Raw genomic sequence first — 22,725 nt, 5'->3', positions numbered from 1 at the left:
CCCGGCGCCAAGTCCTATTTGTGGTCACTGACGTGCTGCACAGCCGGTCCCGGCTCGCCGCCGCGAATGTCGCGGTCCAGGTCGAGCGGGTCGGCGGTCCCACCGGTGTGCGCGTCGAGCGGACCCTGCGCCAGCCTGGTCACCGCGGGGGGTGACGGCGGCGCGAAATCAGCCACAAGACGCAGACCCGTGAGCACGTCGTCGGGTCGAACGGCGGGCGTAACGTGCCGGACAACCATACGAAGTATCGCACATGGCTGGCCCGGCTCCCGGCCCGCTGTTCCTTGGGTCTCCTCATGTGCCGTCAACGTGATGACGGCCTCCCGCGCGTCGAACCGGCGCAGGCCCTTCTTGGTCAGGCGCTCGACCTCTACGCGCTCGGCGGCCAGAAAACGGCCGATCGCCGCCTCCGCCTCTCGCGGCTCCGATCCGGGCAGGCGGACCTCCCAGACCGAGCACTCCAGCCTGTCGGCCAGGCTTCCGGCACGCGCCTCGACGACGTCGAGCACGTCGAGCCCCGGTGGCAGCGACGCGTCGAGATCGGCACGGAGCCGATCGGGCTCGCACGCCGAGACGACACCGATCTCGAGATATTCGGCCTCGCTGGCCACTCCGGTGGGAGCGGCTCCCGCGTAGGAGATCTTCGGATGGGGGGAGAATCCCGCGCTGAAGCCAACCGGGATGCCGGCCCGGCGCACCGCTCGTTCGATGGCGCGCGAGATGTCTCGGTGGCTGGTGAACCGCAGGCGGCCACGCTTGGCATAGCGCACACGAAGGCGCTGCACCACCGGCGCGGGCGGGGGCCCATCAGGAACAGGGTTCTTCAGCTAAGTCATCCTTCCTGTGTCAAGGCGCTGGTCATCTTCCCAGGATAAAGGCCACTCCGGCCTACCTGGTCTCACGTCGTACGGAAGAGGCTAAACCACCGCGACCGGATGGCCTACCTCGTGAACGGTTACCACGGGTGTTTGCTTCCATCCGGCGGGTCAGACGACCGTCAGAGGGAGGAGTTTCCTTCCCGTCGGGCCGATCTGGATCTCGGTGCCCATGGTCGGGCAGACCCCGCAGTCGTAGCAGGGAGTCCACCGGCAGTCCTCGACCTCGGTCTCGGAGGTGGCGTCCTGCCAGTCCTGCCAGAGCCACTCGCGGTCGAGCCCGGCGTCCAGGTGGTCCCAGGGGAGCACCTCGACCTCCTCGCGCTCGCGCGTGGTGTACCAGTCGACGTCGACCGGCTCGTCCGCCAGCGCCCGCTCGGCGCAGGACATCCAGCGGGCGTAGGAGAAGTGCTCGCTCCAGCCGTCGAAACGGCCGCCTTCCTCCCACACGGCCCTGATCACGGCGCCGACCCGGCGGTCTCCCCGCGACAGCAGGCCCTCGACGATCGAGGGCTGCCCGTCGTGGTAGCGGAAGCCGATGGACTTGCCGTACTGCTTGTCGGTGCGGAGGGAGTCTCTGAGCTGCTTGAGCCTGCGGTCGACGGTCTCGTGGTCGCACTGGGCGGCCCACTGGAACGGGGTGTGCGGCTTGGGCACGAACCCGCCGATGGACACGGTGCAGCGGATGTCACGGGAACCGGTGACCTCGCGGCCCGCCTTGATGACCTTCTTGGCGAGATCGGCGATGCCGAGCACGTCCTCGTCCATCTCGGTGGGCAGCCCGCACATGAAGTAGAGCTTCACCTGCCGCCAGCCCTGGCTGTACGCCGTGGTGACGGTGCGGATCAGATCTTCCTCGGTGACCATCTTGTTGATCACCTTGCGCATGCGCTCGGAACCGCCCTCGGGCGCGAACGTCAGGCCCGACCGACGGCCGTTGCGCGAGAACTCGTTGGCCAGGTCGATGTTGAACGCGTCGACCCGGGTGGACGGAAGCGACAGGCTGGTGTTGGTGCCCTCGTAACGGTCGGCCAGGCCCTTGGCGACCGCCGCGATCTCGGAGTGGTCGGCGCTGGACAGCGACAGCAGGCCGACCTCGTTGAAGCCGGACTCCTTGACGCCGGCCTCCACCATGTCGCCGATCGTCGTGATCGACCGCTCCCGGACAGGACGGGTGATCATGCCCGCCTGGCAGAACCGGCAGCCGCGGGTGCAGCCGCGGAAGATCTCGACGCTGAAGCGCTCGTGCACGGTCTCGGCCAGCGGGACCAGCGGCTTCTTGGGATAGGGCCACTCGTCGAGGTCCATGACCGTGTGCTTCTGCACCCGCCACGGCACGCCCGACCTGTTCGGAGCGACCCGCTTGATCCGCCCGTCGGGGTGGTACTCCACGTCGTAGAACTTCGGGACGTAGACACCGCCGGTCGAGGCGAGACGCATGAGAAGCTCGTCGCGCCCGCCGGGGCCGCCCTCATCCTTCCACTCGCGGATCACCTCGGAGATGGCGATGGCGATCTGCTCGCCGTCGCCGAGCACCGCGGCGTCGAGGAAGTCGGCGACCGGCTCGGGGTTGAAGGCCGCGTGGCCGCCCGCCAGCACGATCGGGTCGTCCTCGCCGCGGTCGACCGCGTGCAGCGGGATGCCGGCCAGGTCGAGGGCGGTGAGCAGGTTGGTGTAGCCCAGCTCGGTCGAGAACGACACGCCGAGCACGTCGAACGCCCGCACCGGCCGGTGCGCGTCGACCGTGAACTGCGGCACGCCGTGCTCCCGCATGAGCGCCTCGAGATCGGGCCAGACCGCGTACGTGCGCTCGGCCAGCGTCTCGGGCAGCTCGTTCAGGATCTCGTAGAGGATCTGGACACCCTGGTTGGGCAGGCCGACCTCATAGGCGTCGGGATACATGAGCGCCCAGCGGACCGTCGCCTCGTCCCAGTCCTTGACGGTCGAATTGAGCTCACCCCCTACGTACTGGATCGGCTTCTGCACGTTGGGCAGGAGCGGTTCCAGCCGGGGAAACAGCGACTCGACAGACATGCTCCCAAGGGTAGTTGCTGCTCGCCGCGCATCGTGCCAGGCCGCCCCCGGCCGGAGCCGGGGGCATGGCTAGAACGTGCGTTCGCGTATGTGCACGGCCTGGAGTAATCCAAGGGCGATCATGTTGGCGAACGTCGCGGTGCCCCCGTACGACACGAAGGGCAGGGGCACCCCGGTGATCGGCATGATGCCGATGGTCATGCCGACGTTGACGAAGGACTGGAAGGCGAACCAGCACACGACGCCGCCCACGACCAGCGCGCCGAAGCGGTCCTCGCACTGCCTGGCGATGCGCAGCCCCCGCAGCAGCACCACCCCGAGCAGCAGGACCACGGTGACCGAGCCGAGGAACCCGAACTCCTCTCCCACCACGGTGAAGATGAAGTCGGTGTGCTGCTCGGGGACGAACCGCCCGGTGGTCTGCCCCCCGTGGAACAGCCCCTTGCCGAACAGCTCCCCCGAGCCGATCGCGATCAACGCCTGCGTGCTGTTGTACCCCGCCCCGCGCGGGTCGTTCGCCGGGTTGATGAACGCCGTGAACCGCGCCACCTGGTACGGCTTGAGCAGCCCGAAGAGCCACACGGCCAGGGCCCCGGCCATCGCCAGCACGGCGAGCCCGATGATGTAGCGCTTCCGCAGGCCGGCGAAGATCAGCAACCCGCCGGTGATGACGGCGAGCACCATCGTGGTGCCGAAGTCGGGCTGGAGCATGATCAGGCCCGCCGCGATGCCCGAGGCCGCGACGCAGAGCAGCAGGTCGAGCGTGCGGGGCCGGTCGGTGCCCGGCGCCGGCTCGGCGAGCAACGCCCCCATCATGAGGATCAGCGCGGGCTTGGCGAGCTCGGACGGCTGGACCGCGAACCCCCCGCCCAGCAGGATCCACGAGTGGGACCCGTTGATCGTCGAACCGAGCGGGGTGACCACGGCCAGCAGCCCGAGAAGGGACACCCCGTACACGGCGGGCGCGTAGACCCGCAGCCTCCGCTGGTCGGCCATCGCGACGATGCCGCAGAGGATCCACCCGATGACGAGGTTGAGCACGTGCTTCTTGGCCATGCCCGTCGGCGCGCCCGCCGCCCACGTACGCGTCGACGACCACACCAGCAGCGTGCCGATGACCGACAGGGCCATGACCGCGACCAGCAGGACGCCGTCCACCCGCCACACCGCCGACTGCGCGCCCATGGCCCTGCGGACGAAGGAGCGGCTCTGCGGGGCGAGGGCCTGGTTCACTGCACCACCGTCCCGTCTTTCCTGATCGACGGGAGCTTCTCGACGGGCTTGCCGTCAGGCAGCGCCGCCTTGCCCTTGATGCCGTAGATGCCCTCGTAGATCTCGCGCGCCGCGGGGGCCGCCGCCATGGCGCCCTGACCGCCCTGCGAGATCGTGACGACGACCACGAACCTCGGGTCGGCCGCCGGGGCGAAGGAGGCGAACCACGAGGTGTCCTCCTTGCCGTAGACCTCGGCGGTACCGGTCTTGCCGCCGATCTTCACCACGTTCATCGGGAACCCGCTGAAAGCGCCCGCCGCGGTGCCGTCGGAGGTCACCTCGCTGAGCGCGGCGCGGATGTAGTCGCGGGTCTCCTTGCTGATCGGAAGCCGCCCGGTGACCGGCGCCTTGATCTCCTGCACGTGGGTGCCGTCCGGCCGCACGATCGCCTTGGCGATGCGGGGGCTGCGCAGCTTGCCGTCGCCCACGATCGCGGCGTACGCGGCGGCCAGCTGCAGGGGCGTCACCAGCACGTCGCCCTGGCCGATGGAGAGGTTGGCCGCCTCGCTGACGTGCCACTCGAACCCCTCGACGCAGTTCTCGTGGGCCAGCGTCTTGAGATAGGCGGCGCGGGCGGGGTCCTTCTTCTCCACCTCGGGATAACCGGTCTTGGCCCGCGTGCAGCTGTTGTTCTTGGTCGCCGTCCACTGCCGCTTCTTCCAGGTGCGGCCGGGGATGCGCCCGGACACCTCGCCGGGCAAGTCGATGCCGGTCTTCCTGCCGAATCCGAACATCTTGGCCGTGTTGGTCATCGGCTCCTTGGGGTGCGGCACCGGCTTGTTCCCGCCGTCCCGCGTCCACATCTCGCTCGCGGCCTTGTAGAAGATCGTGTCACACGACTTCACCAGGGCCGTGTGAAGGTCGATGACCCCCATGCCGATGCCGTGGAAGTTGTGGAACGCCCGGCCTCCGATGTCGTAGGCCCCCGGGCAGTCGTACTTGCCGCGCAGGGGGTACCCGTCCCTGATCATCGCGGACAGGGAGGAGACCTTGAACGTCGAACCGGGCGCGAACTCACCGTGGGTCGCCCGGGAGATCAGCGGCAGGCCCGCCTTCTCCGACAGCAGCCGCTGGTAGTCCTTCTCGGAGATGCCGCCCGCCCAGACCGCGGGGTCGTAGGTCGGCGTGCTGCCGAGCGCGATGACCCCGCCGGTCTTCACGTCCAGGACGACCGCGGCCGCGCCGTCGGCCCTGGGGGCGTTCTTCATGGCGTTCGCGAGCGCCTGGTCGACGACCTTCTGCACGTTGGCGTCCATGTTGGTGATCAGGATGTCGCCCGGCGTCGGGGAGGTCTGCCGCTCGATGCCGAGGACCTTGCCCATGCGGTCGACCTGGACCCTCCGGAGCCCCGGCGACCCGCGCAGCGCGTCGTCGTAGATGTATTCGAGCCCGTCCCTGCCGACGAGGTCGACGCCGGAGAAGTTGGCCTTGAGCGTCGACCGCTTCTTCAGCTCGGCCTCGGTGACCGGTTGCAGGTAGCCGAGGGTCTGCGACGCCCCGGAGCCGAGGGGATACTCCCGCACGGCCTGCACCTCGGCGATGACCCCGGGGAAGTCCTCCTGACGCTCCAGGATCTGCAGCGCCTCCCGGGGGGTGACGTTGTCGTCGATGGGGATCGGCGAGTAGAGCGAGCCCGGCCAGCACGGACGGGTCACGTGGGGCCCGCACGGGCGGATGCGCTGGCGCAGCTCCTTGACCGGGCGGTCGAGCACCGCCGCGAGCCGCTTCAGCACGGCCACGCCGCCGTCGCGCATGCGCTCGACCTCGGCGCGGTCGACCGAGACGACCAGCGAGGTGCGGTTGCGCACCAGAGGGCGCCCGCTGGCGTCCAGGATCTGCCCGCGCACGGCCGGGACGATCACGTCGCGGGTGCGGGTCTCGGTCGCCGCCGCCACGAACTGGCCGCCGCGCACGACCTGCACCTGCCACAGCCGTACGGTCAGGACCGCCAGCAGGGTCAGCACGAGGAACTGCAGCACCACCAGCCGGGCGCGGACCCTGATCACACGTGCCTCCGCACCGGGTAGGCCCCGGTGGGCACGGCCGCCCGCCTCCGGTGGCGGCGGTCGCCTGAGTAGCGGGACACCACCCAGAAGATCAGCGCGGCCAGGGCCAGGTTGTACATCACCAGCGACGGCCACAGGCCGGCCAGCGCCTGCCAGTCGACCCGGGGATCACCGAGCAGGCCGCCCACCCCGGCCGACATGAGCGGCGCCAGCATCAGCGCGACGATGACCGTGACCGCCGAGGAGCCGGGCGCCCGCTCGGTGGCGCGGCCCACCATGAAGCCCACCAGGCAGAAGACCAGGGCGTACTGCCCCATGACGTGGGCCGCGGGCGGCAGCAGGTCGGTGGCGAGGCCGGCGGCGAAGCCGGTGAGGGCCCCGGCGACCGCCCCGTGCGCCAGCGCGACCACCACGACCGTGAGGAGCACCAGGTCGGGGCCGCCGCCGCCCGGCAGCGGCAGGCGGTTCACGACGGTCACCTGAACGATCATGATGAGGCCGGCGAGCAGCACCGCCGCCATCGCTCGGATCACGCTTTCATGTCCTCTCGCCGGCCTGGCCGTGCTTGGTGCCAGGCCGCTCGTGTGCCTTCTCGCCGGGCCGCTCCCGCGTGCCCCCGTGTGCCCGCCCTCGCGTGCCTTCCGCCGGCCGCTCGCGGGCCCTCGTGCCCGGCCCTTCGCGTATGGCGCCGGCCCGCCTGCGCGGGCCGGCCGGGCGCCCGGGCCCATGGGCGGAACGCGGGCGCGTGCGGGCCGACTGCTCGCGGGTCTGGACCGGGCTCTGGCGCGTACCCCGAGGATGCTCGCCGTCGGCGTCATCCTGGCCCCGTGCCGTCGAGGAGGGTGAGGGCGAGGCGGGCGGCGAGGCCGAAGGGGACGGCGTCTGGGGCGGGGGCGCGGTGGCGCGAGCCTTCGCCGCGGGAGGAGGCGGCGGCAGCATCGCGTCCCTGGGATCGCGCTGCGGCGCCCGTATGACCACTCCGACGACGTCCAGCGCCGTGAAGTCGACGAAGGGCTTGGCGTACGCGACCCGGGTGAGCTCCCCTGGCGTGGCCTCGACCCGCTGGATGGTGCCCACCGGCAGGCCCGGCGCGTACGGCATGCCCCGCTGCGAGCCGAAGCTCACGATGCGGCGACCGGCGGCCAGCGGCGCCGCCGAGTCGAGGAGACGGAAGCGGATGAGCCGGCCCTCGGCGACCGGCCCGAGGCCCGTCACCAGGCCGATCTCGTTGCTTCCCTCCACCCGGGCCCCCGCCGAGGACGCCGAGTCGGTGAGCAGGACCACTGTGGAGGTGCTCGGGCTGGTGTGGACGACCCTGCCGACCAGGCCGTCTCCGTTGAGCACGGTCATCTCGGACCGCACGCCGTCGCCGGTGCCCGCGTCGATCTCCACGGCGTCCTCGAAGCCGGGGACACCGCGCCGGGCGATCACCTGGGCCGCCACCACGCGGTAGCCGCCGAGGCCTGAGAGCCCGAGCATGCGGGTCAGCTCGGCCGACCTGTGGCGGTCGAGGCTGTGAGCGGTCAGCTCCTGTCGCAGCCGGGCGTTCTCCGCCCGCAGCAGCGTGATCTGACGCTTGGAGTCGGAGGCGGAGGTGTAGGTGCCGATGAAGTCGCCCACGGGCCGCACGACGCCCGTGCCCGCCTGCTCGACCGCGCCGAACAGCGACGCGGCGACGGAGCGGACGGGCTCGAACAGGGAATCCTCGCGCTGCCGGTGGTCGATGGTGATCAGGACGAGCGCCACGGCCAGCAGCAGCCCAAGGATCAACCGCGCGCGGCGGGTATCCCTCATCGGTGCCCCTGCTCCATCAGTGTCTCGGCTCCGGCACCAGCACCTGCTGCAGGACCTCGAACTCCTCGACGCACTTGCCCGAGCCGAGCGCCACGGAGTCGAGGGCGTTCTCCACGAGATGGATGGGCATGCCGGTCTCGTCGCGCAGGCGGTCGTCCATGCCCTTCAGGAGGGCTCCGCCGCCCGTGAGGGCGACACCCCGGTCCATCAGGTCGCCGGAGAGCTCGGGAGGGCACTTGTCCAGGGTGGACTTCACCGCGTCGACGATGGACTTGAGCGGCTCCTCGGTGGCCTTGCGGATCTCGTCGGCCGACACCACGATCGTCTTGGGCAGGCCGGTGACCAGGTCGCGGCCACGGATCTCGGCGTGGCAGTCGTCCCCGACGGGGCAGGCCGAGCCGATCGCGATCTTGATCTCCTCCGCGGTGCGCTCCCCGAGCATCAGGGAGTACTCCTTCTTCGCGAAGGCGATGATCGCCTGGTCGAGCTCGTCGCCCCCGACGCGGATCGACTGGCTGGTCACGATGCCGCCCATCGAGATGATCGCCACCTCGGTGGTGCCACCTCCTATGTCGACCACCATGTTGCCGGTCGGCTCGTGGACGGGCAGCCGGGCGCCGATCGCGGCGGCCATCGGCTCCTCGATGATGTAGACCCGGCGGGCCCCCGCCTGGTAGCCCGCCTCCTTGACCGCCCGCTGCTCGACACCGGTGATGCCGCTCGGAACGGCCACGATGATGCGAGGCTTGGCGAACTGCCGCCGTTTGTGCACCCGCTGGATGAAATAGCGCAACATGCGCTCGGTCACGTCGAAGTCGGCGATCACGCCGTCCTTCAGCGGGCGTATCGCCACGATGTTGCCGGGCGTTCGGCCAATCATCCTCTTGGCCTCGATGCCCACTGCCACGATCTTGCCGGTGGTGGTGTTGATCGCGACCACCGACGGCTCGTTGAGCACGATGCCGCGCCCGCGCACGTAGACCAACGTGTTGGCCGTGCCCAGGTCGACGGCCATGTCACGGCCGAGGAATGCCAGCTTGCTGCCCATGGGGAAGGAAACCTTCCTTCAGGTCGTTCGCGAGAGATTACGATTCGCATTCGAATCGTAACGTGACGTACCCACTCGCGAGGGCAACGAGCCGTCCGGCTCAGAAAAAACTTGTCGTGGTTCCGGGACGATAGGGCACCGACCTGCGCTTATACCCCTCCCGACCCGCTTCGACCATGGACACGCCGGGCTCGGCCGATTGCGTCCCCGCGCGTGTCGGGAGAGCTCGAACCGCTCCCTTGCACGCGTCAGGCCCCGGCGCGTTGGTCACACGCCAGGGCCTTCGCCGGTCTCATGTCTCCCGGCTCGTCGCACGCGGAGCCGTCAGCCGGGCTGGCGGCCGGCGCTCAGAAACGGTCGGGGAAGAAAATCTTGACCTCGCGGGCCGCGGACTCGGGCGAGTCGGACCCGTGGACGATGTTCTCGCCGATCTCCAGGGCGTGGTCGCCGCGGATCGTGCCGGGGGCCGACTTCACCGGGTCGGTGGCGCCCGCGAGGGCGCGGAAGGCCTCGACGGCGCGCGGGCCCTCGAGCACCATCGCGACCAGCGGACCGGAGGTGATGAACTCGACCAGCTCGCCGAAGAACGGCTTCTCGGCGTGCTCGGCGTAGTGGGCCTTGGCGGTCTCGGCGTCCAGCGTGCGGAGGTCCATGGCTATGACCTTGAGGCCCTTGCGCTCCACGCGGGCGATCACGTCACCGATGAGGCCACGGCGGACACCGTCGGGCTTGATCAGGACAAGCGTGCGCTCGGACACGGGTATCTCCTTCATAGTGATCGTCGGCCGCCGCGCGCGGCGGCCGGCAAGAGGGGAAGCGTGTGCGCAGCTTACCGGGCTGAGGGCCCCTCGCCGTCCTCGCCGGTGGTGCCCTCGGGGGACCGGGTCGGCGGCGGAACGACCGGGATCATGGCGGTTTCGGGGTCTGCGGCAGACCGTTCGCCGCCGATCGACTCCATCATCGGCTCCGTCACCGTGCCCGCCGGAGCGGAGGCCGAGGCCTCAGGGGGCGACGGCGTGGTGCGGGATGGAACCGGGCTCTCCTCGGGCAGCCGGCGGGCGAGCACGGCGCCCACCACGAGCACGATGACGACCACGAAGCCGGCGACGAGCGCCCAGATGTGCAGGGCCCCGACGAAGCCGTCGACCATGGCCTGCGAGGTGACCGTCCCGGACGAGCTGACCGCGCGCAGCCAGCCGACCTGGATGCCCGTGCCCAGCAGGAATCCGCTGAGGACGGCGGGAAAGCACAGGGACAGCCCGAACAGCGCGGCACGGAGCCCCACCCCCCGCAGGGCCGAGGTGACCGCGACGGCGGCACCCGCCGTCAGCAGCACGAACGGCAGCAGGAGAGGCATGCCCCAGGCCGCCGGGACGAACAGGCGCACCGCGCACAGCCCCACGACCATGGTCACCAGCCCGCCGCCGACGAGCTTCGGCACCAACGCGTCGCTCACCCGTCCCGCGACGAGCGCGGCGGCGAACGCGATCACGGCGGCGAGCCCGAAGGGAGCCCACAGGCCCGACAGCCCAGGGCCTCCGAGGCCGCCCAGCTCGACGTAGGTCACCTGGGCCGAGGTCGGAAGGACCACCAGCCCGACGGCGACCATCACGAACGCGAGCACGCGGCCACCGGGCCCTTCGATGCGACCGGCGCACGCCATGGCCAGCAGCATCACCACCGCCAGCCCGGCCGCGGCGACGATCAGCCCTGACGGCCAGTTGAACGTGGTGCCGAAGGCGAGGACGGCGATGCCGACGGACGGCCCGGCGGCGAGCACCAGGTGCCCGCGCCGCGCGCTCTCGGCACGCGCGTCGGCGCTCTCGCCGGTCAGGCGAGAGAGCACGAAGTAGACGGCGGCCAGCGCGAGCGCCAGGCCGGTCAGCAGGGGATACGGCTGGAGGGTCACCCGCCAGGACGTCACGGCGTCGAGCGGCCACAGAGCCAGCGCCTGAGCGGCCAGCAGGCTGACGGCCAGCGCTCCGGCCCAGATGGGCATCAGGACGCCGCGAGCCGGGCTCGGACGCTCCCAGCTCGCGGCGAATGTCGCCGGGACCAGCATGCCCGCGCCGACGCCGTGCAGGACCCGCAGCGCGCCGACGCCGAACGTCGAGCCGGCGAAGCCTCCTGCCACATCGGCCACGGCGAGGAGCGCCAGCCCGGCCACGAGGATCGGCGCCGCCGGGAACCGTCTCAGCGCGGCCCCGGCGAGCGGGACGGTGCACAGCATGACGGGCAGGGCGAGCCCATGGGCCCTCAGGATGCCGACCCCGGCGATCTCTGGAGGGAGCAGGGCGGACACCACGGAGATGGTGTTGGGGATGGCGACGATCGCCAGCGGAAGGGCGACCGCGGTCAGAAGCCCGACGATCACGTCGAGCACGAACGGCAGACGGTGGACCCGGCCAAGACTCCTGAAGCCCGCGGCCTGGATTGGGGGGACGGCCATACTGACCGACTTTAGCGTTAAGTCACGCCCTCGACACGGCGAGCGACAAATATCGCCGTCACCCAGAGCGCTGCGAAGACGACGCCGAGGAAGAACATCATCGGCACCAGGAAACCCGTGGCGATGGCGAGCACCTGCACCACGCTGCCCGCGATGTACGCGGAGGGCCGCTTGAGCATGCCCGCCACGACCACGCACGCCAGCGCGAGGCCCACGCACACGGGAACGGCCACGCCTGGCACCACATCGTTCACCACGATGGCCACGGGCGTGACCAGCGCCAGCACGATGGACTCCATACCGAGCACGCTGGCGCACAGGCGCCGCATCCCGGGAGTGACGGTGAAGCTCACGCCGGCCCTCCTTCGACCCCGACCGCCGGCATCATCAGCCCCGGCCCGCCTTGAGCAGGGTGCGGGCGTCGCCGACGGTGACGACCGAGCCGGTGATCAGAACCCCCGCGCCGCCGAACTCGCCGGTCTCCTCGGCCAGGCCGATGGCGATGTCGATGGCGTCGTCGATGCGCGCCACCTCGTGCACGCGCTCGCTGCCGAAGATGTCCTCGGCCAGCGACGCCAGCTCCTCGGGATCCATGGAGCGCGGCGAGGAGTTGCGCGTGACGACGATCTCCTCCACCACGGGCTCCAGAAGCTCCAGGACGCCGGCGACGTCCTTGTCGGCCATGACCGCCACCACGGCGACGAGCCTGCTGAACCCGAAGGACTCCTCCAGGGCCTGGACGACCGACTCCATCGCCCCCGGATTGTGCCCGGCGTCCACGACGACGGTGGGACCGCGCCGGATGACCTCCAGCCGTCCCGGCGAGGTCACCTGTGCGAACGCCCGCCGCACGAGATCTCCGTCGAGAGGGTCGTCGCCCCCGGTGAGCGCCTCGACCGCCGCCAGCGCGCAGGCGGCGTTGCTCGCCTGGTGCTCTCCGAACAGCGGGAGGAAGACCTCGTCGTAGACGCCCTTGAGCCCCTGGAGGCGAAGGAGCTGGCCGCCCATGGCGATCTCTCTGTGGGCCACGCCGAACTCCAGCCCCTCACGGGCGACCGTGGCCCCCGTCTCGGCGGCACGCCGCATCAGGACCTCGGCGGCCGCGAGAGGCTGCTGCGCCAGAATGGCCGTCGCACCCGGCTTGATGATGCCGGACTTCTCGCGGGCGATGGCCTCGATGTCGGGCCCGAGGTAGCCGACGTGGTCGAGGGAGATGGGAGTGACGACGGCGATGGCGCCGTCGGTGACGTTCGTGGAGTCCCAGGTGCCTCCCATGCCGACCTCGATGACCGCGACGTCGACGGGCGCGTCCGCGAAGGCCGCGTACGCCATGGCGGTGAGCGTCTCGAAGAACGAGAGCCTGCCCTGCTGCTGGTCGACGAGCTCGAGATAGGGCTGGACGTCCTCGTACACCTCGGCGAACCGCTCTTCGCTGAGCGGCTCGCCGTCGAGGCTGATGCGCTCGCGCATCGAGGTGAGGTGCGGGCTGGTGAACCGGCCGACCCGGAGATTCCGCTCACGGAGCAGGGAATCGATCATGCGGGCAGTGCTCGACTTGCCGTTGGTGCCGGTGATGTGGACGACCGGATAGGCCCGCTGGGGCTGGCCCAGCAGATCCATCAGGACGTTGATCCGGTCCAGGGTGGGATCGATGTCCCACTCCACACCTCGCTGCAAGATCGCCTTTTCGACCGCCTGATATTCCACACCTGAAGCCTACTTACCAGGGCGCGCGGTCCGTGCCGCGCCCGTGGCCCCTGTGGACAACCCTCGGCCGGCTTGGAACGTGAAAGGGTCCATAACGCAGGATAGCCATCCACAAAGTGGATGGCTATCCTACCAACACAATATTTGTCCGGCGGTGTCCTACTCTCCCACACCGTCCCCGGTGCAGTACCATCGGCGCTGGAAAGCTTAACTTCCGGGTTCGGAATGTAACCGGGTGTTTCCCTTCCGCTATGACCGCCGTAACCCCTTGAAACACACAACCCGGGTCACCCCAGCTTGTTGTTTCTGAGTTACATAGTGGACGCGAGCAAAACGCTTTGTGGTCAAGTCCTCGGCCTATTAGTACCGGTCAGCTCCACACCTCACGATGCTTCCACCTCCGGCCTATCAACCCAGTCGTCTCCTGGGAGCCTTACCCTGTTTCCAGGTGGGAGACCTCATCTCAAGGCAGGCTTCCCGCTTAGATGCTTTCAGCGGTTATCCCTCCCGAACGTAGCCAACCAGCCGTGCTCTTGGCAGAACAACTGGCACACCAGAGGTTCGTCCGTCCCGGTCCTCTCGTACTAGGGACAGCCCCTTTCAAGTCTCCTGCGCGCGCAGCGGATAGGGACCGAACTGTCTCGCGACGTTCTAAACCCAGCTCGCGTACCGCTTTAATGGGCGAACAGCCCAACCCTTGGGACCTACTCCAGCCCCAGGATGCGACGAGCCGACATCGAGGTGCCAAACCATCCCGTCGATATGGACTCTTGGGGAAGATCAGCCTGTTATCCCCGGGGTACCTTTTAGCCGTTGAGCGACGGCGCTTCCACATGCCACCGCCGGATCACTAGTCCCAGCTTTCGCTCCTGCTCGACCTGTCGGTCTCACAGTCAAGCCCCCTTGTGCACTTACACTCAACACCTGATTGCCAACCAGGCTGAGGGAACCTTTGGGCGCCTCCGTTACCCTTTAGGAGGCAACCGCCCCAGTTAAACTACCCACCAGACACTGTCCCCCACCCGGATACACGGGCGCGGGTTAGACATCCAAAACGACCAGAGTGGTATTTCACCAATGACTCCACCCGAACTAGCGTCCGAGCTTCACCGTCTCCCACCTATCCTACACAAGCCGTCCCAAACACCAATGTCAAGCTGTAGTGAAGGTCCCGGGGTCTTTCCGTCCTGCTGCGCGTAACGAGCATCTTTACTCGTAGTGCAATTTCGCCGGGTCTGTGGTTGAGACAGCGGGGAAGTCGTTACGCCATTCGTGCAGGTCGGAACTTACCCGACAAGGAATTTCGCTACCTTAGGATGGTTATAGTTACCACCGCCGTTTACCGGCGCTTAAGTTCTCAGCTTCGCACGCCCGAAAGCGCACTAACCGGTCCCCTTAACGTTCCGGCACCGGGCAGGCGTCAGTCCGTATACATCGTCTTACGACTTCGCACGGACCTGTGTTTTTAGTAAACAGTCGCTTCCCCCTGGCCACTGCGACCCCCACCAGCTCCGAGTGCAAGACTCATCACCAGCAAGGGTCCCCCTTCTCCCGAAGTTACGGGGGCAATTTGCCGAGTTCCTTAACCACAGTTCACCCGATCGCCTTGGTATTCTCTACCTGACCACCTGAGTCGGTTTAGGGTACGGGCCGCCGGCACACTCACTAGAGGCTTTTCTCGGCAGCATGGGATCACCCACTTCACCACAATCGGCTCGGCATCACATCTCACCCTACGTGTGGCACGGATTTACCTATGCCACGGGCTACATGCTTACCCCAGGAACAACCATCGCCTGGGATGGGCTACCCTCCTGCGTCACCCCATCGCTTACCTACTACCAGATCAGGCCAGGCGTTCAGCCTCACCAAGTCCCGAAGGACAACAGGGGCTTAAGGACCCTTAGTATCACTGGATTCGATATGGGCGCGTGCTAGCGGGTACGGGAATATCAACCCGTTGTCCATCGACTACGCCTGTCGGCCTCGCCTTAGGTCCCGACTTACCCTGGGCGGATTAGCCTAGCCCAGGAACCCTTGGTCATCCGGCGCAGAAGTTTCTCACTTCTGATTCGCTACTCATGCCTGCATTCTCACTCGCACGGCCTCCACAACTCGATCACTCGGCTGCTTCGCCGGCCGCACGACGCTCCCCTACCCATCCACACACCTAGATGCGACTCACATCACACCGGGCTTAACGCGTGAATGCCACGACTTCGGCGGTGTACTTGAGCCCCGCTACATTGTCGGCGCGGAATCACTTGACCAGTGAGCTATTACGCACTCTTTCAAGGATGGCTGCTTCTAAGCCAACCTCCTGGTTGTCACTGCGACTCCACATCCTTTCCCACTTAGCACACGCTTAGGGGCCTTAGTCGGTGGTCTGGGCTGTTTCCCTCTCGACTACGGAGCTTATCCCCCGCAGTCTCACTGCCACGCTCTCACTTACCGGCATTCGGAGTTTGGCTGACGTCAGTAACCCGGTAAGGCCCATCAGCCATCCAGTGCTCTACCTCCGGCAAGAAACACGTGACGCTGCACCTAAATGCATTTCGGGGAGAACCAGCTATCACGGAGTTTGATTGGCCTTTCACCCCTACACACAGGTCATCCCCCAGGTTTTCAACCCTGGTGGGTTCGGTCCTCCACACGGTCTTACCCGCGCTTCAACCTGCCCATGCGTAGATCACTCCGCTTCGGGTCTACAGCATGCGACTCAAACGCCCTATTCAGACTCGCTTTCGCTACGGCTCCCCCACACGGGTTAACCTCGCCACACACCATAACTCGCAGGCTCATTCTTCAAAAGGCACGCAGTCACATCACGGACAAGGCAAGCCTCGTCCAAGCTCCTACGGCTTGTAGGCACACGGTTTCAGGTACTATTTCACGACCCCTCACCGGGGCGCTTTTCACCTTTCCCTCACGGTACTTGTTCACTATCGGTCATCAGGGAGTATTTAGGCTTACCAGGTGGTCCTGGCAGATTCACACAGGATTCCTCGAGCCCCGTGCTACTTGGGATCCCCTCAAACAGTCCAACCAGTTTCGCCTACCCGACTCTCACGGTCTACGGCGCAACTTCCCAGAAGCTTCGACTACCAGCTGGATTTATCACTGTTCGTGGCCTCGGCAGAAACCACAAGAGGGTCCCACAACCCCACACACGCAACACCTGCCGGCTATCACACGCGCATGGTTTAGCCTCATCCGCTTTCGCTCACCACTACTCACGGAATCACTATTGTTTTCTCTTCCTACGGGTACTGAGATGTTTCACTTCCCCGCGTTACCACCAACCGCCCTATACATTCAGACGGCGGCAACACCACATGACTGGTGCTAGGTTTCCCCATTCGGACATCCCCGGATCAACGTCTGGTTGGCGACTCCCCGAGGCTTAACGCAGCCTCCCACGTCCTTCATCGGCTCCTGATGCCAAGGCATCCACCGTGTGCCCTAAAAAACTTGGCCACAAAGATGCTCGCGTCCACTATGCAATTCACAAACAACAAACAGGCCACCAACCCCACCCACCACCAGACACCCACACCACCAACCCGAAAGACACAACATCTCTCAAGCCACGATGCGAACCGGTATGACGGAAGGCTGGCCCCGCAAACAAGGAACACGACCCAACAAGCAACGAGACCGCCACCACGACCCGACCATGGCAACAGCCTGTCGACAGCGGCCCCGCGCGTTCGGCCCGTTTCCTCAGGACCCAACAGTGTGTCCGAACCCCGCCGCAGACCCCCGCGACCCGCGTTCCACTCGCAACCCACCCCACAGACCCGAAGACCCGCGAAGCAAGCAGTACTGACAGGCCGGCGACCTCGGCCGGACTGAATAGCCAGTGCTCCACTAATGAGCAGGTCGCGCACAAGACGAACGCTTGCGAACACGACCATGGACCAAACCCCGATGCGACGACCTTGCGACGCACCCGCGAGCTCAGCCAGATGCTCCTTAGAAAGGAGGTGATCCAGCCGCACCTTCCGGTACGGCTACCTTGTTACGACTTCGTCCCAATCGCCAGCCCCACCTTCGACCGCTCCCCCCAGCAAGCTGGTTGGGCCACGGGCTTCGGGTGTTGCCGACTTTCGTGACGTGACGGGCGGTGTGTACAAGGCCCGGGAACGTATTCACCGCAGCGTTGCTGATCTGCGATTACTAGCGACTCCGACTTCATGGGGTCGAGTTGCAGACCCCAATCCGAACTGAGACCGGCTTTTAGGGATTCGCTCCACCTCACGGCATCGCAACCCTCTGTACCGGCCATTGTAGCATGTTTGCAGCCCAAGACATAAGGGGCATGATGACTTGACGTCATCCCCACCTTCCTCCGAGTTGACCCCGGCAGTCTCCCATGAGTCCCCACCACCCCAAAGGGCGTGCTGGCAACATGGAACAAGGGTTGCGCTCGTTGCGGGACTTAACCCAACATCTCACGACACGAGCTGACGACAGCCATGCACCACCTGTCACCCAGTCCGAAGAGGGCTCTGTCTCCAGAGCTTTCCGGGCGATGTCAAGCCTTGGTAAGGTTCTTCGCGTTGCGTCGAATTAAGCAACATGCTCCGCCGCTTGTGCGGGCCCCCGTCAATTCCTTTGAGTTTTAGCCTTGCGGCCGTACTCCCCAGGCGGGGCGCTTAATGCGTTAGCTACGGCACGGAATCCGTGGAAGGACCCCACACCTAGCGCCCAACGTTTACAGCGTGGACTACCAGGGTATCTAATCCTGTTCGCTCCCCACGCTTTCGCTCCTCAGCGTCAGGTAAGGCCCAGCAAGCCGCCTTCGCCACCGGTGTTCCTCCTGATATCTGCGCATTTCACCGCTACACCAGGAATTCCGCTTGCCCCTACCTACCTCTAGCCAGCCCGTATCCACCGCAGACCCACAGTTAAGCCATGGGCTTTCACGGCAGACGCGACAAGCCACCTACGAGCTCTTTACGCCCAATAATTCCGGACAACGCTTGCGCCCTACGTATTACCGCGGCTGCTGGCACGTAGTTAGCCGGCGCTTCTTCTGCAGGTACACGTCAACTTCGTCCCTGCTGAAAGAGGTTTACAACCCGAAGGCCGTCATCCCCCACGCGGCGTCGCTGCGTCAGGCTTTCGCCCATTGCGCAATATTCCCCACTGCTGCCTCCCGTAGGAGTCTGGGCCGTGTCTCAGTCCCAGTGTGGCCGGTCGCCCTCTCAGGCCGGCTACCCGTCGTCGCCTTGGTAGGCCACTACCCCACCAACAAGCTGATAGGCCGCGAGTCCATCCCCAACCGAAAAAACTTTCCACCAGCACCCGATGCCAAGGCTGGTCGTATCCGGTATTAGACCCAGTTTCCCGGGCTTATCCCAAAGTCAGGGGCAGGTTACTCACGTGTTACTCACCCGTTCGCCGCTCGAGTACCCCGAAGGGCCTTTCCGCTCGACTTGCATGTGTTAAGCACGCCGCCAGCGTTCGTCCTGAGCCAGGATCAAACTCTCCAAACAATGTCTGAAGAAATCCCGGCGAACACCACACACACATGTGCGATGTCAACCAAAGGAAACCATCCCCACACACCCACAAGGGCGCATGAAAGACGGAGGTATGCATATTCATGCACTGGCTTTTAACACACTGTTGAGTTCTCAAGAAACGGACGCGTACACCATCACCCGAACCCACCACGTGGACCCGAACTCCGGGGCTTCCATCTCGTATGTCTTCATCTTACAAGGCCGTTTGACCGGGAGCAAACCGCGCCTTTGCAGGCACTTGACTTCCAGCCACCCGAACCCACTAGGATTCAGACCGCCCCGTCTCCAGGGCAACCCCTCTAATTTACCCGATCTGGCCTGGCGGCGCAAACGCTGCCCGGTAGATCTTTTAGAGGAATACCGGCACCGCACCCAACCAGCGCCCACGCGGCATCCACCAGAAGTGGAGAGCGGGGATGTTGGCCGGGCGATGCCGACGACAAAAGATTAGCAGTCCCCGGCCAGCTCTCGATCCATAACGGGCAACGATCGCGTAGAACCTTTCGCCCCTCGCGCCAACACACGTACAACAAGCGGTAGAAACAGAGGATTCCCCGAGCGGATCGAGGCAGGCCGTGAGCGACAGAACGGTACCGCGGGCACTGATCATGCTGCTCGTCCTGGCGACGGCCGTCATCGCCCTGGCCGGCATCAAGGCGATCGACACGATCGCCGGCCCCGTCGTGCTCGCGCTCGTCCTCACGATCGCCGTGTCCCCGATCAGGGGCTGGCTCACGCGCAGGCGGGCGCCCGGCTGGGTGGTCGTCGCGGTCCCGTTCGCGGTGGTCATCGTCGTCCTGCTCGGCATGGTCGCCATCCTCACCACCGCCGTCGTGCAGATGGCCGTGCTCGTCCCCAGCTACGCGAACCAGTTCAACAAGCTCGTGGCCGACGCGCAGAAATGGGCGGCCGAGCACGGCATCGCGCCCCAGGTGAACAAGGCGATCCAGTCGCTGGACCCCGGCAAGATCTTCGAGTTCGCCCAGGGCTTGTTGTCGAGCGTGCTGGGCGTGGTCTCCAGCCTGCTGCTGATCGTCATCCTCCTGCTGGCGATGAGCCTGGACGCGCCGATCATCTCCCGCATCATGTCGGCCGCGTCGGCCGAGCGACCCGCCATCACCAACGCGCTGACGACGTTCGCCCAGAAGACCCGCCGCTACCTGCTCGTCTCCACGATCTTCGGCCTGATCTGCGCGGCGCTGGACGTCGTCGCGCTGTACATCCTGCACGTGCCGCTCCCTCTCCTGTGGGGGGTGCTGGCGCTGATCACGAACTACATCCCGAACATCGGCTTCGTCATCGGGCTGGTGCCCCCCGCCCTGCTCGGGCTGCTCACCGGGGGCCTCAGGACGATGATCCTGACCATCGTCGCCTACATGGTGATCAACATCGTGGTGCAGTCGTTCATCCAGCCGAAGTTCCTCGGCGACGCCGTGGGGCTGACCACGACGGTGACCTTCCTGTCGCTGATCATCTGGGCCACGGTGCTCGGGCCGATCGGGGCGCTCCTCGCCATCCCGCTCACGCTGCTCACCCGCGCCCTGCTGATCGACAGCGACCCGAGCGCCAAGTGGTCGGGCGCGCTCGTCTCCGGTGAGATACCGAACGACCAGCCACGCTCGTAGGCTGCTCGTATGTACGAGGAGACGGCGCCCGGCCCTTCGCTGGCCGGCCGGGTGGCCTGCCTGTGGGTGCAGGAGACCGCCGCCCCCCTGGTGCAGCGGGTCGTTCCCGATGGTTGCGTCGACCTCATCTGGGGCCCGGACGGGCCGCACGTCGCGGGCCCGGACACAGGGCACTTCCTGGCCACACTCCGGCCGGGCGAGCGGTTCACCGGCATCCGCTTCCGCCCGGGGGCGGTGGGCGAGGTGTTCGGGGTGCCCCCCGAGGAGTTCAGGGACCGGCGGGTGCCGCTGGCCGACCTGCCCGCCTTCGAGCTCCGCGGGCCGGACGACCTGGGGCGCGCGGTGGCCGTCAGGCTGCGCGAGACGCCAGGGCCGGACGAGTCCGTCCCCGCGGTCACGCGGGCGCTCCGGCACGGCTCGACGGTCGCCGAGGTGGCATGGGATCTCGGTCTCAGCGAGCGGCAGCTCAACAGGCGGTGCGTGCGCGCGTTCGGGTACGGGCCCAAGGTCCTCCAGCGTGTCGTGCGATTCCAGAGGGCGCTCGCCCTGGCCAGAGCGGGAGCGCGGCTGGCCGACGTGGCGGCGGGGAGCGGTTACAGCGACCAGGCGCACATGGCGAACGACGTGAGGCGCCTGGCGGGAGTGCCGCTCGGCCGGCTGCTGGCGGGCCAAACGGGCGACGCAAGCGACACGGGCGCCACCGCCTGATCCGGGGGTCACAGCAGGGAGGTCACAGCAGGAACCGCTCCCGGCCCGACTCGCTGAAGCGCTTCCTGAGCTCGGCACGGTCGGCGCCGGCCATCGGCAGGTAACGCGGCTCCCGGCCGGGCCGCCAGAAGACCGGGTCGGCGCACTCCCACCTTTCGCGCCGCAGTCCGGTCTTGGCCACCTTGTTCGTGGGCGTGAGCGGCATCGCCCGCGTGATCCGTACGAACCGGGGCGCCCACTTGGTACCAAGGTCGGGCTGCTCCGCGAGGAACCGGGCGAAGCCGTCGGGGTCGAAGGAGCCGGAGAGTTCGAGCGTGGCCATCACCTGGTCGCCGGTCCGCGCGTCCGGCACGGCGTACACCGCGCACATGATCACCGGTGCGTACCTGGCGAGGATGCGTTCGACGGGCGCGGCGGCGAAGTTCTCGCCGTCGACGCGCAGCCAGTCCGCGTCGCGCCCGGCGAAGTAGAAGTACCCGTCCTGGTCGCGGTAGCCGAGGTCGCCGCTCCAGTACCAGCCGTCGCGCAGCCGCCGTGCGTCGGCCTCCGGATTGTTGTAGTACCCCTCGAAGGCCGCGCCCCGCCGGACGATCTCGCCGATGGCCTCGTGGGCGTTGACCAGCCTCCGTGCCTCGTCGAAGACGGCGCGCGGGCATTCGAGGCCGGTCTCGGGGTCGTGTACGGCGAGGTCCACGCCCTCGCCCGCGAGCCCTAGGGCGTCCGGCGGTGTGCCCGGCGTCTTGCTGATCGCGATCACGCCCTCGCTGGAGCCGTACCCCTCGATGATGTGGCAGCCGAACCGGCGGCCGAACTCGGCCATGTCGCGGGCCGACGCCTCGGTGCCGAACGCGGCGGCCAGCGGGTTGTCCGCGTCGTCCTGGCGCTCCGGCGTGGCGAGGATGTAGGCGAGCGCCCGTCCCACGTAGTTGAAGTACGTAACCCCAAATTTCCGGATATCGGGGAGGAAGCCGGACGCGCTGAAGCGCCGGCGCAGCGCCACGGTCGCTCCCCCGTGCGTCGCCATGGCGAGGTTGGCCATCACGGCGTTGCCGTGGAACAACGGCATGGCGATGTAGGTGACCGCGTCGCGGCCGATGCCGAACACCACTCCGTGCGCCGCGATCTCCGCCAGGCGTTCTTGGGAGCAGATGACCGCCTTCGGCGCGCCCGTGGATCCGGAGGTGAACAGCAGGAGCAGCGGTTCCGATCCCGGCACCGTACGGCTCGCGCCCTCACGCGAGGCCAGGGACGTCCGGTAGTCCGGCGAGTCCGCGAGCAGCAACGGGACGCCCAAGTCCATGCCGTCGAGCAGGCCCGCCCGCGTGGAGTCGGTGACCAGGAACAGGCTGTCGGTGTGCCGGATGTCGGCGGCGAGCTCGGCGCCGCGCCGGGTGGGGTTGACCCCCACGACCGCGGCCCCGGCCAGGGCCGCGCCGAAGATCCAGAAGACGTACTCGGGGACGTTGTCGAGCAGAACCCCGACGTGGAACGGGCGCCCGGGATCACGGAGGGCGAGCGCGAGCGCCGCCCGCTTTCGCGCCTCTAGGACGACCCGCGCCCACGAGTAGGTCTCGTCCTCGAACCGGAGACCGGCGTGCTCGTCGTGGGCACGCGCCTCCACCAGCTCCGCGAAGGTCGGCACTCCCTGATTTTGAGCAAGCGCTTGGTGCTAGTCA

The 22,725-nt window shown here is 67.3% G+C and carries 14 protein-coding genes and 3 rRNA genes; 2 read left to right on the top strand and 15 right to left on the bottom strand.

All coding sequences use genetic code 11. From position 1 onward, the window contains the following. Positions 1–14 precede the first annotated feature (14 nt). From OG589_RS01860 to OG589_RS01795, 14 genes are all read right to left on the bottom strand, one after another. Positions 15–770: a TIGR03936 family radical SAM-associated protein gene (locus tag OG589_RS01860; RefSeq protein WP_405145548.1), complete on the bottom strand. Its 756-nt coding sequence runs from the start codon at positions 768–770 to the stop codon at positions 15–17. Between the two features lie 216 nt (positions 771–986). Then, on the bottom strand, positions 987–2,909 hold the full coding sequence (locus OG589_RS01855) for a TIGR03960 family B12-binding radical SAM protein (protein WP_405145546.1): 1,923 nt from the start codon (positions 2,907–2,909) through the stop codon (positions 987–989). 69 nt (positions 2,910–2,978) lie between these two features. Continuing rightward, positions 2,979–4,142, bottom strand: a complete 1,164-nt coding sequence (rodA, locus tag OG589_RS01850) for a rod shape-determining protein RodA (RefSeq protein ID WP_405145544.1) — start codon at positions 4,140–4,142, stop codon at positions 2,979–2,981. After that, on the bottom strand, positions 4,139–6,187 hold the full coding sequence (gene mrdA / locus OG589_RS01845; RefSeq protein WP_405145543.1) for a penicillin-binding protein 2: 2,049 nt from the start codon (positions 6,185–6,187) through the stop codon (positions 4,139–4,141). Before mrdA ends, rodA begins: the two co-directional genes overlap by 4 nt. Further along, positions 6,184–6,720: a rod shape-determining protein MreD gene (gene mreD / locus OG589_RS01840; RefSeq protein ID WP_405145541.1), complete on the bottom strand. Its 537-nt coding sequence runs from the start codon at positions 6,718–6,720 to the stop codon at positions 6,184–6,186. The genes mrdA and mreD overlap by 4 nt, the downstream gene beginning before the upstream one ends. A gap of 4 nt (positions 6,721–6,724) precedes the next feature. Next, a complete protein-coding gene (gene mreC / locus OG589_RS01835; RefSeq protein ID WP_405145539.1) occupies positions 6,725–7,981 on the bottom strand; it encodes a rod shape-determining protein MreC in 1,257 nt (418 codons plus the stop codon). A 16-nt stretch (positions 7,982–7,997) separates the two neighbouring features. Next, positions 7,998–9,029, bottom strand: coding sequence for a rod shape-determining protein (locus OG589_RS01830; protein ID WP_405145537.1), 1,032 nt, complete (start codon positions 9,027–9,029; stop codon positions 7,998–8,000). A gap of 347 nt (positions 9,030–9,376) precedes the next feature. Continuing rightward, positions 9,377–9,802 (bottom strand): nucleoside-diphosphate kinase, encoded by a 426-nt coding sequence (gene ndk, locus OG589_RS01825; protein WP_405145536.1) that lies wholly within the window; start codon positions 9,800–9,802, stop codon positions 9,377–9,379. Between the two features lie 56 nt (positions 9,803–9,858). Next, positions 9,859–11,478 carry a hypothetical protein gene (locus tag OG589_RS01820; RefSeq protein ID WP_405145534.1) on the bottom strand — a complete coding sequence of 540 codons (1,620 nt, stop codon included), beginning with the start codon at positions 11,476–11,478 and terminating at the stop codon, positions 9,859–9,861. A gap of 17 nt (positions 11,479–11,495) precedes the next feature. Continuing rightward, positions 11,496–11,831 (bottom strand): DUF4233 domain-containing protein, encoded by a 336-nt coding sequence (locus OG589_RS01815; RefSeq protein WP_405145532.1) that lies wholly within the window; start codon positions 11,829–11,831, stop codon positions 11,496–11,498. Between the two features lie 34 nt (positions 11,832–11,865). Continuing rightward, positions 11,866–13,185, bottom strand: a complete 1,320-nt coding sequence (locus OG589_RS01810; protein WP_405145530.1) for a bifunctional folylpolyglutamate synthase/dihydrofolate synthase — start codon at positions 13,183–13,185, stop codon at positions 11,866–11,868. 146 nt (positions 13,186–13,331) lie between these two features. After that, positions 13,332–13,448 (bottom strand): 5S ribosomal RNA (rrf, locus tag OG589_RS01805). Positions 13,449–13,525: 77 nt separating this feature from the next. Then, positions 13,526–16,662 (bottom strand): 23S ribosomal RNA (locus OG589_RS01800). A 502-nt stretch (positions 16,663–17,164) separates the two neighbouring features. Then, positions 17,165–18,686: ribosomal RNA gene (locus tag OG589_RS01795) — 16S ribosomal RNA — on the bottom strand. Together the 16S, 23S and 5S rRNA genes form the textbook arrangement of a ribosomal RNA operon. A 605-nt stretch (positions 18,687–19,291) precedes the next feature. Here OG589_RS01795 and OG589_RS01790 point away from each other — a divergent pair. Together OG589_RS01790 and OG589_RS01785 are read left to right on the top strand one after the other, a co-directional pair. After that, complete coding sequence (locus OG589_RS01790; protein ID WP_405145528.1) at positions 19,292–20,341, top strand: AI-2E family transporter; 1,050 nt, start codon at positions 19,292–19,294, stop codon at positions 20,339–20,341. Positions 20,342–20,350: 9 nt separating this feature from the next. Beyond that, on the top strand, positions 20,351–21,049 hold the full coding sequence (locus OG589_RS01785; RefSeq protein ID WP_405145527.1) for a DUF6597 domain-containing transcriptional factor: 699 nt from the start codon (positions 20,351–20,353) through the stop codon (positions 21,047–21,049). A 22-nt stretch (positions 21,050–21,071) separates the two neighbouring features. Here the strand turns inward: OG589_RS01785 and OG589_RS01780 are convergent, their stop codons facing one another. Then, positions 21,072–22,691: an AMP-binding protein gene (locus OG589_RS01780; protein ID WP_405145525.1), complete on the bottom strand. Its 1,620-nt coding sequence runs from the start codon at positions 22,689–22,691 to the stop codon at positions 21,072–21,074. Positions 22,692–22,725 lie beyond the last annotated feature (34 nt).

Source organism: Sphaerisporangium sp. NBC_01403, assembly GCF_045040145.1.
In the GTDB taxonomy this organism is placed as follows: domain Bacteria; phylum Actinomycetota; class Actinomycetes; order Streptosporangiales; family Streptosporangiaceae; genus Sphaerisporangium; species Sphaerisporangium viridialbum.
This window is presented reverse-complemented; position numbering and strand designations above follow the sequence as displayed.